The sequence below is a fragment of the Paraburkholderia sp. TE9906 genome (assembly GCF_056279605.1).
The window spans coordinates 125,507-140,155 of record NZ_JBWCCT010000006.1; the positions used below are offsets into that span (position 1 = coordinate 125,507).

Consider the following 14,649-nt stretch of genomic DNA (forward strand, 5'->3'; position numbering starts at 1 on the left):
TGGCGCGTCGCTGGTCGAATCAATTTTCTGAGGAGAGACCGTGATTATCGACATTCACGGCCACTACACTACCGCGCCGAAAGCGTTGGAGTTGTGGCGCAACCGCCAGATCGCGGGCATCAAGGACCCGTCCGGCATGCCGAAGGCGTCGGAATTGCAGATCAGCGACGACGAGCTGCGCGAATCGATCGAAAGCAACCAGTTGAAGCTGATGCGCGAGCGCGGCCTCGATCTGACGATCTTCAGCCCGCGCGCGAGCTTCATGGCGCATCACATCGGCGATGCGCAGATCTCCAGCACGTGGGCGGCCATCTGCAACGAGTTGTGCTATCGGGTGAGCCAACTCTTTCCCGAGCACTTCGTGCCGGCGGCGATGCTGCCGCAAAGCCCGGGTGTCGACACTGCCACCTGTATTCCGGAACTGGTCAAGTGCGTCGAGCAGTACGGCAACGTGGCGATCAATCTGAATCCCGATCCGTCGGGCGGTCACTGGACCAGCCCGCCGCTGTCCGATCGCTACTGGTATCCGATCTACGAGAAGATGGTCGAGTACGACATCCCGGCGATGGTTCACGTGAGCACGAGCTGCAACGCGTGTTTTCACACCACCGGCTCGCACTACCTGAACGCGGATACGACGGCCTTCATGCAGTGCCTGACGTCGGACCTGTTCCGCGATTTTCCGACGCTGCGTTTTGTGATTCCGCACGGCGGCGGCGCGGTGCCATATCACTGGGGACGTTTCCGCGGACTCGCGCAGGAGCTGAAAAAGCCGTTGCTGAAGGACCATCTGCTCAACAATATCTTCTTCGACACCTGCGTCTATCATCAGCCGGGTATCGATCTGCTCACGCGCGTGATCCCGGTCGACAACATTCTGTTCGCGAGCGAAATGATTGGCGCGGTGCGTGGCATCGATCCCGAGACGGGCCACTATTTCGACGACACGAAGCGCTATATCGAAGCGGCGCATGTCGATGCAGAAGAGCGTCACAAGATCTACGAAGGAAATGCGCGGCGCGTCTATCCGCGTCTGGATGCATTGCTTAAATCGAAGGGACAGTAATCATGTACGAACTTGGAGTCGTCTATCGCAACATCGCGCGCGCGGACGCTGATGCCGCCGCGAAACTCGGTGCGCTCGGCTCGGCGACCGTGCACGAGGCAATGGGACGCACGGGTCTGCTGAAACCGTACATGCGGCCGATCTATGTCGGTGCGCGCGCGAGCGGCACCGCGGTCACCGTGTTGCTGCAACCCGGCGACAACTGGATGCTGCACGTCGCGGCCGAGCAGATCCGGCCGGGCGATGTCGTCGTGGCCGCAGTGACCGCGGATTGCACCGATGGCTATTTCGGCGATCTGCTGGCGACGAGCTTCAAGGCGCGCGGCGCTCACGCATTGATCATCGACGCCGGCGTGCGCGACGTGAGCGTGCTGACGGAGATGAACTTCCCGGTCTGGAGCAAGGCGATTTCCGCGAAAGGCACGGTCAAGGCGACGCTTGGTTCGGTGAACATCCCCGTGGTGTGCGCGGGTGCGCTGGTCACACCGGGCGACGTCGTCGTCGCGGATGACGACGGCGTCGTGGTGGTGCCCGCGGCGTTCGCGCAAACGGTGCTCGAAAAAGCGGCCGCACGCGAAGCGAACGAAGGCGAAAAACGCGCGAAGCTGGCCGCTGGCGTGCTGGGTCTGGACATGTACAACATGCGCGGACCGCTGGAACAGGCCGGATTGCGTTACAAAGACTGAAGAGGGCGTCAAAAGATGGTCAGCGGTCAAACCGTGCGCAAGCCGATCACCGGCATCTCGTCGATGGCCACGCGGCAGGTGCTGGCCGAACTCGCCGCCACCTACGAGCATTTGTCGGGGCAGCCGATTGCGTTTGAGTCGGTCGGCGGTGTCGATGCGGCGAAACGTGTTCAGGATGGCGAAGCATTCGATATCGTTGTGCTGGCTGCGGACGCGCTCGACCGGTTAGCGGCGGCCGGCCGCGTCGATGCGGCGAGCCGGGTTGCGCTCGCTCGCTCGGGCATCGCCGTTGCGGTGGCAACGGGGCAAGCGCGGCCGGACGTCAGTACCGAAGCGGCGCTGCGCGACGCTATCCTGAGCGCACCCAGCATCGGCTACTCGACGGGTCCCAGCGGGGCCCATCTGAGGCACTTGTTCGAGCGCTGGGGCATAGCGGAAACGATCGCTCCACGCATCGTGCGGGCGCCGCCCGGTGTCCCGGTGGGGGCATTGGTCGCTCGGGGCGAGGTCGCGCTGGGTTTTCAGCAGCTGAGTGAATTGATCCACTTGCCGGGCATCGACGTGGTCGGTGCATTACCGACCGAGGCACAATCCATCACCGTCTTTGCGGCCGCGATCTGCACCGCGACGCGCCAGCGCGAGGCCGCGCAGGCGCTGCTGGCGTTTCTGACGTCGCGCGAAGCCCAGGGCGCCAAGTCGGGGAACGGGATGGAGCCCGTTTGATCGCATTAGTGTCGGCTGCGCTGACGCTTTAACGCTTCATTCCGATGATGAAGGGGCGGCGCGGGGCGGGCCGCTAATTGCCATGATCAGCTTTCGCTGACCGACGCGACGTGGATCTATCTTTATTCTCCAGTATCAGCGGGATTGCGTCGCGTATTCTCATAAACACACCGGTCATAATCGCATTTTTATCAATGTGGTTTATAACCGGTTCATAAAATAATTAGCCACGTCATGGGCTATAAAAAAGACATCGAAAGGCTCAAGCCATGAGCGAGTGAAGACGCTCGCTCGAATCTTGCTGCGATGATTTCTATCGCGGCCGCGGTCTCCTTCATTCGCCTCGCCCCATCTCGCCATTGATAATGCGCCCCAATGGTGCATGGCGCTTCGCGAGCAAACCCACGTTTCAAACGACCGCGCTGGAAGCGCTTTCATTTATAGGGTCGAAGTCGCAAAGTTCGCGCGCATCCAATCCTCTGATCATCATCAGAAAGTTAGATTTTTTGCGAAGTAATATTTTATTAGAAATATTCTTACTATTTCTGTCAAAACTACCATTTCTACTGTGCCCGGCCCGCCATTCCGCGTACGATTTACCCCGGTCAAGGCGTTTGAGGGAAAAATTTGCCAAGCGGTAGCAAGGTGCGCGCCCGCTCGGTAAAACGTTTGCGCGGCACCCCGACCGCAAGTTTGGCGGTCAGCAGTAGGCACCTTGCCCGGAACGTTTTCCTCGTTGTCAAACGCGAGCGACGCACGCGTGGCTCCTCGTTGATGGTGAATCACGCGCGTCCCGCTGGATTGTCACGTTTATTCGAACCCCGTGTTCGGAAGTTTTAATCGGCTCAAAAGCCAGGCTCGACTTGCACTGGAAGGATCCTTATTTGCCGGTGCAGCGAATTGGAGAGGGTCTTTTCATTCAATGACCCGTTTGAAGCTCAAAAATAATATTTGGATTTTTTATCGAGAATTTTCTCGACAGCGGAAATAATTTGCCATGGTAAAACGACGTCGATTTATTGGTTGCCTGACAGCACTCGGTGGAAGTTATCTTTTGAGCGCATGTGGTGGAGGCTCGGAAGACAGTAATAGCGGCAGTACTTCCAAATCCGCCGACACGCAGGCCACCGCGCATGCGAGCGCCGCCTCCGCGAGCGGCACGGCCATCCCGCCGGCGGCCTCCATCACGGATAGCGCGGGCAACGCGTGGACTCTCGCGCAGGGTTCGGTCTATAAGAACGGGGCAAAAGCGGGCAACACCTACAACGTGACGTTAGTGCTGTGGTACGCCGGCAGCATTTACCATGAAGGCACGGGTGGCCAGTTCTATGCGTGGAACGGTTCCAACTGGGCGGCCTGTAACGATCCGCGCCTGGGCGGCACGTCTGCCGACGGCACGACGCTTCCTGCGTCGCCGTACATTGTCGACAAGACCGGCGCAATCTGGACGCTCGTCAACGGCGTCATTCTCAGGAACGGCGCCGCCGTCGGCAATACGTATAACGTGTCGCTCGTCCTCTGGTACGGCGGAAAGGTCTGGCATTGCGGCACTGGCGGGCAGTTCTACGTCAACGCGGGTGTGGCGACCCAATGGCTGCCTTGCAGCGATCCGCGCAACGCCGTTGCTGCGAGCGCGGGTATGTTCTACGGTATCAACGGTCACTATGACTACACGTATACGCCCGCACAACTCGTTTCGATTCTGAAGGGGTTGGGTTGCACGAGCTATCGGGTCGGCTGCACGGATGACCCGAACCAGTTGAATGCGGTGATCAATCTGGCGCAGGCTTTCCAGTCGGCCGGCCTCAAGTTGCTAGTGCTGGTCAATCAAGGCGTGTATCAATCTGGCAGCACGCTCTTTAGCAGTGAATCGGCTGCGTATAGCCGCGGCTTCACGGTCGGCAAGACGGTAGCCGCCGCACTGCAACCGTATGGCGTGACGATTTACGAATGCGGCAATGAGTTGACCCGCCAGAACGCCACTGTGCTGGACTTCACGAACGCCGGCACGAAGGCGGTCGATTTCAACAATGCGAACTGGCCGATCATGCGAGGCGTGATGCGCGGGATGATCGACGGTGTGAAGTCGGTTCAGGCTTCCGCGAAGTGCGGCATCAATTTCTGCGTGGCGGATATCGGCGCGGCCGACGCATTGTGGGACGGTATGCAACCCGACGGCAGTGGCGGCTATCCGAAGGTGCGCTGGGACATCACCACCTGGCACAATTACGCAGTCTACGGCGATATTTTCAACATCGGCACCGACGGCGCGGGTCCCGGCTTCGATCTGCCGACCTATTGCAAAGCCCGATACGGTGTGCCGTTCATCATCACCGAGTGGAATACGGGCCCTGAGCAGACTCAAGCCTATCGCGCCAATTACATCACCGCGCAGCTGGGCGAGTTCTATCAGGCACGAAAGACTCACAACATCCAGTCCGTGATGTACTACGTGCTCGACAGCGGCAACAACACCTACGGCATCATGAACAACAATGTCGCGTTGGATCCGCCTTACAGCGCATTCAAGAGTTTCACGGCGAGCCATCCGGACAACTAAGCCGAAGGGCGTTTCCCGGGCGATAAAACTGGTCTTCCCCTTGCGACGCAAAGGGAAGACCAGTTGCTATGGTGCGCTCGAAAGGACGCGTAACCGCACTCGTGATCTCTTTCTGCCGCGCACTCACGCAAGCAGTTTTCCCCACTCGTAATCGATCCTGTCCGGTGTGAAGGGCAATACGCCCGCGCCGGGCGTGAACGTCAGTTCACCGAAGTAGACCTCGTTGTCGGGCGCGTACAGATCCACGCGGACGTAGTCGAAGTCTTCAGAGAGGGCGATCGCGGTGTCCAGCACCGCTTCGAGGTTTGCCGGGCGAGGAGCCGGCGCGGGGCTCCGCTTGTAGTAGCCGATCGCGACGTCGAGGTGATTCCAGTCGACGTCGTACACGTCGCCATGCGTCGCGTTTCCAAATCTGTCCGATATCACCAGTATGTAGATGATCGGCGGTCCCGACCGACCACCAAAACAGTGCAACTTGAAATCTGCCGGTATCTGGCCGTGCGCATCGAGAAGCAGATGCTCGAAGAAGATACGCGGTTTGATGGTGCGATAGTGCCGCTCTCGCGCAATGCTGTAAAAGTCGATTGCCAGCCACTGTTCGGCACGACGCTGCAGCTCTTCGAACGATGTTTCCGACTTGTTTCTCACCACCTCGACGAAGCTGCTGCCATGATTCGCCTTCATCACGAAAGCACTGGGAAGGGCATCGAATACTTCGCGCGTGAACACGTCTGGTGTCGCGACCAACGGTATCAGATGCTTCGCGCCTATCTTGCCGGCGATGTATTCGCGAACCAGTAGCTTGTCGGTCAAACCGATGTAGCGAGGATCCGGCCTGAGATTGCGTTGCAGGATCTTCTCATTGAAAGTGACAGGGCGGCGCAGATTGGGATAGCGGCCAATACATTTGTGATGCAACAGACTCAGGAAAAGAGAGGCCGGCAGAAAAGACTTCGCCGCTTCCTTGAGTCTTCTGACCGTAGAGACGGGGTGTTCGGGCAATCGATACGGATCGACCCATCCTGGCGGCACGTCGGCGGAGACAATTTCTTCAGACAGCACGACTCCCTTATGCCTTGCAACCGGGGTTGCGGCTTCCCCATCGAACTGAGCGGATTTTATCGTCGTCATGGTTTCATCCGTAACTGGCGGCACCGCCAAGCGGTATTGAAAGTCTTAAGGGGCTTCTCGCACTATCTCAGCGGCGGCGTTCCAGCTTTCCTCCGGCGCCTGATAGCGCTCTTCGGATTCGAAATGTTGCCGGGCGCGAAATTGCGTGGGTGACATCCCGTACCGTTCCTTGAACAGCCGCCCCAAACGATTGCCGTCACCCATGCCACAGCGCCGTGCAATCTTGTCGACAGGCAAATCGGTGTTTCTCAGCATGGCCGATACGATCTCGAAGCGCGTACGCAACAGGTACTCGAGTGGCGTCATGCCGAATTCGCATTTGAAGCGGCGTTGAAAATTGCGCTTGCTCATGGCCGCGGTCTCAGCTGCCTGAGCGACCGAGATCGCTTTACTATAGTTCTCCTTGATCCAGCGTGCCGACTCGCGGACTTTCTCGGTGGTCGTGGTGACGCTTGCATCGTCCAACTCCGACTTGTTCTGCCCCGTGTATCCTGTTTGCAGAATGCGGCCGATCTTTCGCGCGGTGTCGGAGCTCAGGTCGCGCTCGATCTGGGAAAGTGCCAGGTCGGTGGGTGTCACACTGCTGCCGCCCTGAGCGGTGCCACCGCTGTCATCAAAGAGGAATATGGGCACAGTCGATTGCAACGGGTTCCTGCAGACAACTGCCAGATTCGCGCCTTGCTGCACACGAAACGATGCAATGGACCCTTGGAGCGAGATCCACGAGAGAAAGCGGTCATTGGATTCCGCGGTCTCTGCCGCGTCCCGACACGCTACAAAGAACGCGTGGAAATCGGCGAGGCTGTAACGCTGCAGGCTTTGCGTCCAGATCGAGATGCTGGATGAACTGGTCACCAGGCCCCCCGCATCCGACAACACGGAGAGTCGATATGGCGGTTCCCTGCCCGTGGCTTTCTCGAACTCGTTGGCAAGACGAAATACGTCGCCGATAGCTCCGGTGGTTGCCATCGAACAGTGCTGAAAAACCAGAAGGCCAATGTGTTTCATCGCATTCAGTCCATTCCGACGCTTATTCACGTCCGACGTAAGACAATCGGTGGAAGTCATCAGGCTGAGTTATCCGCACAGGCTAATCACCCAGGTATCGAGATTAACGCATCGAAATTTTCAGGACGAACTTGGCTGGCATTCGCGGGTGTTTTGGCGTAATAGTCATGACGGGGGAAATTCTTACCTCGCAATCGAAGAAAAAGCGTTCTAATATCTATTTCCGCGGGAAACATTTTCCGTAACTAATACGCAAGGATCTTGTGAATAGCGCCTTCGTCTGAGCGTGCTCTCACGCGATGGGGCAAGGGCTGCCGACTGGTATGTGCACTCGAATGGGCAATTTGCGTACATGAATTGCGGAGAGGGTTCCCTCACCGCATCTGCACTGGCCCGTATAACTCTGTTACATTAATTGCAGATAGCAACAAGGCTTTCTGGAGTGCCGCTGCATTTGTAATCCCCTCTGCATAATCGGCCATTAACACCCGAATTTATGCCGACGGCGAATTGCTGCTTTTTACGCAGGCTATGCTTCACCGCAACATCGAGAGAGAAATTGTTGGCCTAATGAGCCGATTTCCGACTCCGCAATATGAGTACCTGCTTTAACGTGCCATCGCCGTGCTTTGGCGAGGATATGTCCAATTACCGTCCTCTCTGGACCGCTGGATTTGTGTCGGGTCGAATGCATTGCGCGAGAGGAGTAGCGCGCGATCATGTACCACCGTGCCCGGAAGGGCGCGGTGCTTGCGTTGATCGTGCCGCATCTGGCGCTCGCGGCGATCGTGGCATATGGTTGGATCATCCGGCGTTCTCATACATGAAGATCGACCTTGCCGGGCGAGCGTCTGATTGGCGAAGAGGCCATCACGCCAGACGTGAGCCATTGGATCGCAAGGCATCCTCTCGAACTACCTGTGCAGTTGGAGGTTGGCATCGTCGATGCCGCGAGCCCCTATTCCTGTTTTATGAAGTAGAGGCGGGCAATGACCATAACAGTCTCAATACATCAGTTTTTCAGGGTTCATTACAGAATAGCTTTTCGTAGCACGAATATCTTGAGGATTTTAATTCGTTGAGATCGTGGTGGGAGAAGCGGCGTTGCAGGTTATGTAGTAAGGACGCCGATGATATGCATCACGCAGTACCGTCATCCGTCGCTCGTGCGCGCCGGAAGGCGGCTCTCCGACCCAATCTAACGAGGTACGTCACGTCGAGGTGCTGCCGGGCAATGCAATACCCACGTCGTCCGGCGGCGGATTCAGATCGCGAACTGGTGGTGCAGCAGAGCAGTATCGAATCATTACTCTGCCCATCGAACATGGAAGGATCAAACCGGTGGATTACTACCCTCAGAATTCGCTCTCTCCGGGTGCCAGCACCGAACGTGGCCAACTCAGCGTGAGTGGGATGCTCACGTTGATGCGCGATCACATTTGGGAAATCGTGGTCACGACGGTGGTCGTTTTGACGCTTGCCGTGGCATATCTGCTCATCGCGACACCGATCTACTCGGCCGATGTCCTCCTGCGCGTGGACCCACCGGAGCCGAATGCGCTCGGTCTGGCCTTGCAGAATCAGGAGATGCTTCCTGCGCCTGCGCCGGCCCCGGTGACTGAAATGGCCGTCATGCGTAGCCGCTCGGTGCTCGATCCAGTGATCGACCGGTTCCGCTTCGACGTCTCGGTGAAGCCGCACAAGATCCCGCTTCTGGGCGACATCGCCGAGAAGTTTGCGACTCCGGGCCGGCCGGCGGCGCCGTGGTTTGGATTGAAGTCCTTTGCGTGGGGCGGAGAGCGTGTTCAGATTGGCGCGCTGGATGTACCGCGAGAACTCGAGGAAGAAAAGCTCACGTTGATCGCCCTCGAAGACGGCGCGTACGAGTTGCGTGGACCGTCCGATCAGTTGCTCGTCAAAGGCATTGTGGGCACGCAGGCCATGGACAATGGCGTGTCGATGCTCGTGAAGACGCTGGATGCGCGGCCGGGCACGAAGTTCGAGGTGATTCGCTGGAACGAACTCGACGCGATCAAGCGGTTTGACGATCTGATCAAGGTTAGCGACAAGGTGAAAGACTCGGGCCTTCTTCAGATAGAGTATGCGGATAAAAACGCCGATAAGGCCACTGAAGTCGCCAATGCTTTGGGCCAGCAATACCTTGCCTCTGCCGTTGCCAGCCGGCAACTCAATGACACGACCACGCTCGCCTTCATTAACGGAGAACTTCCGCGCCTGCTCGTGGACCTCAAGAAGGCCGAGGACAATCTCAAGCACTTCCGTTCGTCTGCACAGTCGATGCAACCGACCGCCGAGGCGCAAGCGTATCTCCAGGGCGGCCTCGACCTCGACAGGCAGATTGCAACCCTGCAACTGCAGCGTACTCAACTCCTCGACCGTTATACCGTTGGCAGCCGCTGGATACAGAGCATCGACACGCAACTGGCGCAATTGAAGGATGCGAAAGAGAAATTCAACGGTCATTTCAACGGCATGCCGTCGTCCGAGCGTGAGAGCGTCGATCTGCTCCGCGCGCAGAAGGTGGCGGAAACGATCTATCTAGGGATGGTTCAGAAAGCCGAACAATTGCAGGTTCGGCGCGCCAGTACGACGGGCGGCGCGCATATCGTCGACCGGGCAATCAGGCCCCATCGTCCGGTCAAACCCCAGCCCGCCGTGGTGCTTTCAGGGGCCTTGATACTTGGGCTCGTGTCCGGCGTCACGCTGGTCTTCATGCGCCGCCACGTGATGACCGGCGTGACCGACCCCAAGTACGTCGAGCGCCGCATGAGCGTGCCCGTATTCGGGGAGATCCTGTTCAGTCAGCAGCAGTTATTGCTCGATCGCATGTCCGCCGGCTTCGGCCGAAAATCACTACCGGGTCTGGGAGGGCGAAGCAACCTGCCATTCCAGAAAGCCGCGCCCGATATCCAGTTTCATGGAGCGGCGGCCTTGTTGGACGGCGACATCAGCCGGGCTCTGGCGTCACGTTTTCCGCACGATACGTCGGTCGAGGCGCTTCGCAACGTGCGTACTGCGGTGACGCGCGATCTTGCCCACGCGCGCAATAACGTCCTGATGGTCATCGGGCCGACGCCTTCCGCGGGAAAGAGCTTTGTTGCCGCGAACCTCGCGATCCTGCACGCGGAAATCGGCTCACGCGTCGTGCTGATCGACGCTGATATGCGGCGCGGACATCTCGCGTCGTTGTTCAATGGCAGCAATCGCGGCGGGCTCTCGGAGGTGCTCGCGGAACGAATGCCTTTGCGCAGCGCGTTGCGGCAGACGAGTGTCGAGGGCCTGACATTCCTGTCCTGCGGCTTGCGCCCGGAGAATCCCGCCGCATTGCTGATGAAACCGCGCTTCAAGGATGTCCTGGAGCGGCTCGCGGGCCAGTTCGATCTGGTGATCATCGATACGCCACCGTTTCTCGCGGTCACGGACGCTTCCATCATTGCGAGTGAAGCGGGTGCGTCCTTGCTCGTCTTGCGTTCGGGAATGCAGAGCGAGGAGGAGATTGCCGACACGGTCAAGAAGATGGAGCGCGCCGAGGGACGCATCGCGGGCGCGGTCTTCAACGGCATCCCGCTGCGGCGAAGTACGCGCAATTACGGCTACGCGACGAATTACGCCAGTGATGCCGGCGACCCGGAAGCAGTGCATTGATCTCCCCCGGGGCTCAAGCAAATGGCAGCCAGCGTCGTGTCGTGACGGCGTTAAACGGAGAACCCGATGACCTTTGCAATCAACGGAAAGTTCACTTCCCAGCCCGTCACCGGTGTTCAACGGGTCGCCTATGAACTCACGAGAGCGATGCAGATGCGCGCTCTGCCTGGCGACGAACTGGAAGTCTTCATGCCGCAAAACGCGATCGAACCGGGTGCGCTGCTCGCACCGCAGCGGCGTTTTCCGTGGCTGCGCGGCACGCTCTGGGAGCAGATCACGCTGCCGATTGCCGCGCGGGGTATGACGCTCCTGAGTCTGTGCAATACCAATCCGCTGTTCAAGCGCGGACAGGTCGTGATGGTTCATGACATGGCGATCTACGATGTCCCGCAAGGCTTCTCGAGAAAATTCAGACTCTGGTACCGGGTTTGCTTTGCATGCCTCCCACGAACCCGGCCGATGATCCTGACGGTCTCGGCATTCTCGAAGATGCGCATTTGCCATCACCTGAAAATCGATGAATCGCGCGTGACGGTCGTGGCGCCCGGCGCGGATCATCTCGACCGGATCACGTCGAATCCGGCGGTATTGAGCCGTCTGGGACTTGCGAAAGACACTTACTGTGTGATTGTCGGCAGTCTCGATCCGCGCAAGAATCTGCAGCGCGCGCTGGAGGCGATCGGCAAACTCGGACATCTCACCGAAATCAAGTTCGTCATTGTGGGCGGCAGAAATCCGCGCATCTTCAATAGCGCCGATGACGGGCAGCCGGCTTTATCGAAGCAGGTACTGTGGGCCGGTTTCGTGTCGGATGGCGAGTTGAAGTCCTTGTATGAGAACGCGGGTTGCCTGATTTTCCCGTCGTTGTATGAAGGATTCGGACTGCCGCCGCTCGAAGCGATGTACTGCGGCTGTCCTGTGATTGCCTCGTCGCGTACGTCGATCCCCGAAGCGTGCGGCGATGCTGCGATGTATTGCGACGCGATGTCGGCTGACGACATCGCCGCAAAGATTTCACAAATGATGGGCGACGCGGAACTCAGGGAGCGTCACCGAACGAAGGGCTTGCTTCACGCCCGCGAGTTTCGCTGGGAGTATTCGGCGCAGAAAGTGCTTGAGATTCTCTACGGACACAGCGGCGACCGCTTGCCGGACCTGATGCCGCGCGCGTCGGTGAGTTGACGCATGTTTCTGGGCAGGCAAATGTATCGCGTCGAAAACGGTGCCGGCAGACGGCGAGCACTGCGCTTACTCGCGGCGCTCGCAGGCGCGACGATACCTCTGCTGCGAACGCAGAGCGCGCTCGCGGTGGTGTCCGATGCGCGGAAACAACGTGCTACCGCTCGCAGGATTACCGACCTGATCGGTTCGAATGGCTGGCCCGGATCGGCCGGTGACATTCAGATGTGGCGTGCGATGGGTATCAGTTGGGGACGCGATTCCGTGGGACCTGGCCAGTCGCACGGGCCGGAAGACGCGATGCGAATCGACAAGACCGGCTCCGCATTCGATAGCGATCTGCCGTCGGTCCTGATTCGAAACGATCGCAACGGAATCGGCTCGTTGCTGCTGCTCGGGTACACGCCGAAGTGGAATGCGAGCGTGCCGGGGGACTCCAACTCGGCGCCTGTCGACGAGAAGGCTTGGACGCGCTACGTCGACGCGGTGGTTCGCAAGTATTCGACACCGCCGTTTAACCTGCGCTATTTCCAGATCTGGAACGAGGCGGCCGGCAAGTTGTCCGGCGGCTTGCCGCAGGCGACGTTCTGGCACGGCCCGGAATTCAGTCGGGACCAGAAGCGTGCGAAGCCTTATGAGCGGGCGATGCAGGATTACGTCGAGCGGATTCATATTCCGGCGGCGCGAATTATCCGCGGTTACCGCGCGTATGTCGTGTACGGCGGCTGGCCGGATCAGGGCGGGCTCTCCAACTTCAAGCGATGGCTGGAGTACAGGAGCCCGGTGTTGAATGAACGCATGCTGGACTGGGTCGATTACCTCGACACGCATTACCTTCCCGTCGCCGATCTGGATCCTCTGTATGAGCAGTACGTGAAGAACGGTCCTGCACGCGGTATCTGGCAAACGGAAATAGGTAACGAGTACATGAAAGATCCGCACTACCTGCCGCGCTATTTCTTCGACTTCGCCGTGTGGGCATTGGACAGGAACTGGAACGACCAGGACAAGTACCTGTCCATGATCTATCACTGGGATGGCTATGAGCCATACCGTCTGACGCATCGGGGCCCGCCCGAGCGGACTTACAACGTATCCGGTCAAAGCCTGGTTGTGCTGCGTCAGACCGTCAATGGACCGCTTGCCGGCTTGTCGAGGCCGTTGCAGTTCGGTCCAGGCGCCGCTGGAGCCGCGTTGCTTTCCGGCAGCGACATCGTGATGCAGGTCAGGGCTGAGCCGGGTTGGCAGACGGTCGGCCTTCCTGGGTTTGGGCCGCAGTCGTCGCCGCGCATTACCCGGGTCGAGTTTATCGACGCACTAACCGGCGAGGCGAGCTCCCGCGACGACGTTGCGCTGACGTGGGACGACCAGATGCTGAAGGTTCGATTCAAGGTGCCGGGTCGAGTCAACGGCGCTGGCAACAATCCGCCGAAGCACCTCGCGTATGTCGTTGTGCGTCGTGCCGCATAGCCATGCGATCGGGCAAGGGCACGCCCGATCCAGTTGAAGTGTTGTGTTTGCCGCGTGTGTCGTCAGTTTTACGGTCATCGCACTCCGGTTGATCGAACTTTTGGATACCGTTGAGAAATCATGAACCACGTTACTGTCGCGATTTGCAATTACAACTACGAGCGCTATCTGGCCGAGGCGATCGACTCGGCGCTTGCTCAGGACTATCCGGCAACGGAGGTGCTCGTCATCGACGACGGTTCGACCGACGGCTCGCGAGCGATCATTGAACAGTACGGCACGCGTATTTCATCCATCTTCAAGACGAACGGCGGCCAGGTCTCCGCGTATAACCATGCGATCGGCGTGCTTGAAACGGACTATGTGATCTTCCTCGATTCCGACGACATTCTTTATCCGAGCGCGGTCTCCGAAGTGATGCGCCTTTTCTCGGGGGGAAACTGGGCGAAGGTGCAATTCCGCCTCGACGTGATGGACAGCGCCAGCGTGCTAACGGGCACCCATGTACCCCACAGCGAACCACCGCACGACTGCGGAAAGCTGCTGCGCAGCGGCTGGCTTTACCCCTCTCCGCCGGCGTCGGGCAATGCCTATCGTGTGAGCGCCCTGAGGCGCTTCTTTCCCATACCGGAGGAGGGTATTAACCGCTACGGCGCAGACTTCTACGCGATCTACGGCGCGGCATTGACGGGACCTATTGCCACCGTGCCGAAGTCGCTCGGCGGCTATCGTGTGCATAACGCCCACGGCGAAACGATCTCGTTCGCCAATTCGGAGCAACTCAACAAAGCGCCGAGAACCTTCAACTTGCGCTGGGCGATACTGAGGAATATCGCGCGCAACCGCTTGCAGATAGAACTTCCGCCGGTCTTTTACGACTTTTCTCACGAAAGGGCCACGTTCTGTTCGAGCGTCTATCATGCGACCTTTCCAACACGCTGGCGCTGGATGACGCGAGACTCCCGCACCTATTTGCATACGATCATCGCGAACCCGTTCTGGGGGGTGAAGAAGAAACTCGGCACGCTCGTGCTGTCGAGTTTGTGTCTCGTGCCTTACTCGCCGCTGTCCGATTTCGTCGTGCGTTATATCTCCAACCCGCTTGCCCGCCGTCGCGCGGTTGGGCGCTGAAGTCCGGAACGCGCGAGAAAGGGGGCGAT

At 58.9% G+C, this 14,649-nt stretch carries 10 protein-coding genes; 8 read left to right on the forward strand and 2 right to left on the reverse strand.

Annotated elements, in window-relative coordinates:
• Window positions 1-40 precede the first annotated feature (40 nt).
• The 4 genes from ACZ9H4_RS17480 to ACZ9H4_RS17495 all read left to right on the forward strand — a co-directional run bounded on the left by ACZ9H4_RS17480 (window position 41) and on the right by ACZ9H4_RS17495 (window position 5,035).
• The gene (locus ACZ9H4_RS17480; protein ID WP_408145442.1) at window positions 41-1,066 is read left to right on the forward strand and encodes an amidohydrolase family protein; all 1,026 of its coding nucleotides are present in this window, start codon (window positions 41-43) and stop codon (window positions 1,064-1,066) included.
• A 2-nt stretch (window positions 1,067-1,068) separates the two neighbouring features.
• The gene (gene ligK, locus ACZ9H4_RS17485; protein WP_408155364.1) at window positions 1,069-1,752 is read left to right on the forward strand and encodes a 4-carboxy-4-hydroxy-2-oxoadipate aldolase/oxaloacetate decarboxylase; all 684 of its coding nucleotides are present in this window, start codon (window positions 1,069-1,071) and stop codon (window positions 1,750-1,752) included.
• Window positions 1,753-1,767: 15 nt separating this feature from the next.
• On the forward strand, window positions 1,768-2,475 hold the full coding sequence (locus ACZ9H4_RS17490) for a substrate-binding domain-containing protein (RefSeq protein WP_408326834.1): 708 nt from the start codon (window positions 1,768-1,770) through the stop codon (window positions 2,473-2,475).
• A 997-nt stretch (window positions 2,476-3,472) separates the two neighbouring features.
• A complete protein-coding gene (locus ACZ9H4_RS17495; RefSeq protein WP_408145447.1) occupies window positions 3,473-5,035 on the forward strand; it encodes a hypothetical protein in 1,563 nt (520 codons plus the stop codon).
• A gap of 123 nt (window positions 5,036-5,158) precedes the next feature.
• Here ACZ9H4_RS17495 and ACZ9H4_RS17500 read toward each other — a convergent pair whose 3' ends face one another.
• Window positions 5,159-6,166: an ATP-grasp fold amidoligase family protein gene (locus ACZ9H4_RS17500; RefSeq protein WP_476119977.1), complete on the reverse strand. Its 1,008-nt coding sequence runs from the start codon at window positions 6,164-6,166 to the stop codon at window positions 5,159-5,161.
• Between the two features lie 45 nt (window positions 6,167-6,211).
• The gene (locus ACZ9H4_RS17505; protein ID WP_476119979.1) at window positions 6,212-7,174 is read right to left on the reverse strand and encodes a helix-turn-helix domain-containing protein; all 963 of its coding nucleotides are present in this window, start codon (window positions 7,172-7,174) and stop codon (window positions 6,212-6,214) included.
• Between the two features lie 1,341 nt (window positions 7,175-8,515).
• On the opposite strand from ACZ9H4_RS17505, the gene ACZ9H4_RS17510 reads away from it, so the two are divergent.
• From ACZ9H4_RS17510 to ACZ9H4_RS17525, 4 genes are all read left to right on the forward strand, one after another.
• A complete protein-coding gene (locus ACZ9H4_RS17510; RefSeq protein ID WP_476119980.1) occupies window positions 8,516-10,840 on the forward strand; it encodes a polysaccharide biosynthesis tyrosine autokinase in 2,325 nt (774 codons plus the stop codon).
• Between the two features lie 66 nt (window positions 10,841-10,906).
• Window positions 10,907-12,022 carry a glycosyltransferase family 4 protein gene (locus ACZ9H4_RS17515; protein WP_408145455.1) on the forward strand — a complete coding sequence of 372 codons (1,116 nt, stop codon included), beginning with the start codon at window positions 10,907-10,909 and terminating at the stop codon, window positions 12,020-12,022.
• Between the two features lie 21 nt (window positions 12,023-12,043).
• Complete coding sequence (locus ACZ9H4_RS17520) at window positions 12,044-13,489, forward strand: hypothetical protein (protein WP_476119983.1); 1,446 nt, start codon at window positions 12,044-12,046, stop codon at window positions 13,487-13,489.
• Window positions 13,490-13,609: 120 nt separating this feature from the next.
• Window positions 13,610-14,620, forward strand: a complete 1,011-nt coding sequence (locus ACZ9H4_RS17525) for a glycosyltransferase family 2 protein (RefSeq protein WP_408145458.1) — start codon at window positions 13,610-13,612, stop codon at window positions 14,618-14,620.
• Window positions 14,621-14,649 lie beyond the last annotated feature (29 nt).

Excerpts from the sequence above, each read along its gene's own strand:
- ligK (WP_408155364.1), top strand. The coding sequence starts at position 1,069 with ATGTACGAACTTGGAGTCGTCTATCGCAACATCGCGCGCGCGGACGCT.
- ACZ9H4_RS17490 (WP_408326834.1), top strand. The coding sequence starts at position 1,768 with ATGGTCAGCGGTCAAACCGTGCGCAAGCCGATCACCGGCATCTCGTCG.
- ACZ9H4_RS17495 (WP_408145447.1), top strand. The coding sequence starts at position 3,473 with ATGGTAAAACGACGTCGATTTATTGGTTGCCTGACAGCACTCGGTGGA.
- ACZ9H4_RS17500 (WP_476119977.1), bottom strand. The coding sequence starts at position 6,166 with ATGACGACGATAAAATCCGCTCAGTTCGATGGGGAAGCCGCAACCCCG.
- ACZ9H4_RS17505 (WP_476119979.1), bottom strand. The coding sequence starts at position 7,174 with ATGAAACACATTGGCCTTCTGGTTTTTCAGCACTGTTCGATGGCAACC.
- ACZ9H4_RS17515 (WP_408145455.1), top strand. The coding sequence starts at position 10,907 with ATGACCTTTGCAATCAACGGAAAGTTCACTTCCCAGCCCGTCACCGGT.
- ACZ9H4_RS17520 (WP_476119983.1), top strand. The coding sequence starts at position 12,044 with ATGTATCGCGTCGAAAACGGTGCCGGCAGACGGCGAGCACTGCGCTTA.
- ACZ9H4_RS17525 (WP_408145458.1), top strand. The coding sequence starts at position 13,610 with ATGAACCACGTTACTGTCGCGATTTGCAATTACAACTACGAGCGCTAT.